Annotated in this window: 1 protein-coding gene; it reads left to right on the top strand. The window is 52.8% G+C overall.

Annotation, left to right across the window (positions count from 1 at the left end):
* Window positions 1-1,119 (top strand): cadherin-like domain-containing protein (locus ACFFLS_RS25835; RefSeq protein WP_379689728.1); only part of this gene is annotated, 1,119 nt, incomplete at both ends.

The raw sequence follows: 1,119 nt of genomic DNA, 5'->3' as shown, positions 1-1,119 counted from the left end.
GGGAATGATTCTGATGCGGAAGGCGACGCCTTGACGGCAGTCTTGGTTGCGAATCCTTCACACGGAACGCTGACGCTGAACTCGGACGGCTCTTTCACATATATTCACGACGGAAGCGAGACGCTTTCTGACAGCTTTACTTATAGAGCAAACGACGGCTCTCTGAACAGCAATACTGCAACAGTGACGATAACAGTTACTCCTGTAAACGATGCACCAGTTGCTGTTGATGACAGCAGCTATACGGTTGCAGAAGGCGGAACATTGAACATTTCTGCACCTGGAGTCCTAGGGAACGATTCTGATGCGGAAGGCGATGCCTTGACGGCAGTCTTGGTTGCGAATCCTTCACACGGAACGCTGACGCTGAACTCGGACGGCTCTTTCACATATATTCACGACGGAAGCGAGACGCTTAGCGACAGCTTCACTTATAAGGCCAACGACGGAACGGTTGACGGAAACACCGCAACAGTGACGATAACGGTCACTCCTGTTAACGATGCGCCTGTTGCTGTTGACAACTCTTACACGGTTGCCGAGGGCGGAACGCTGAGCATTACTGCACCTGGAGTCCTAGGAAACGATACTGATGCGGAAGGCGATGCCTTGACGGCAGTCTTGGTTGCGAATCCTTCACACGGAACGCTGACACTGAATACAGACGGCTCTTTCACCTACATTCACGACGGAAGCGAGACTACGACAGACAGCTTCACTTATAAGGCCAATGACGGAACGGTTGACGGAAACACCGCAACAGTAACGATAACGGTCACTCCTGTCAACGATGCGCCTGTCGCTGTTGACAACTCTTACACGGTTGCCGAAGGCGGAACGCTTAGCATCACTGCTCCTGGAGTCCTAGGGAATGATTCTGATGCGGAAGGCGACGCCTTGACGGCAGTCTTGGTTGCGAATCCTTCGCACGGAACGCTGACGCTGAACGCAGACGGCTCGTTCACCTACATTCACGACGGAAGCGAGACTACGACAGACAGCTTCACTTATAAGGCCAACGACGGAACGGTTGACGGAAACACCGCAACAGTGACGATAACGGTGACTCCAGTAAACGACGTGCCAGTTGCTGTGGACAACTCTTACACGGTTGCCGAA

Origin of the sequence: Flavobacterium procerum (genome assembly GCF_042431625.1) — a bacterium.
Taxonomy (GTDB): Bacteria; Bacteroidota; Bacteroidia; order Flavobacteriales; family Flavobacteriaceae; genus Flavobacterium; species Flavobacterium procerum.
The sequence above is the reverse complement of the archived record's forward strand: the minus strand, read 5'-3'. Positions and strand labels throughout refer to the sequence as shown.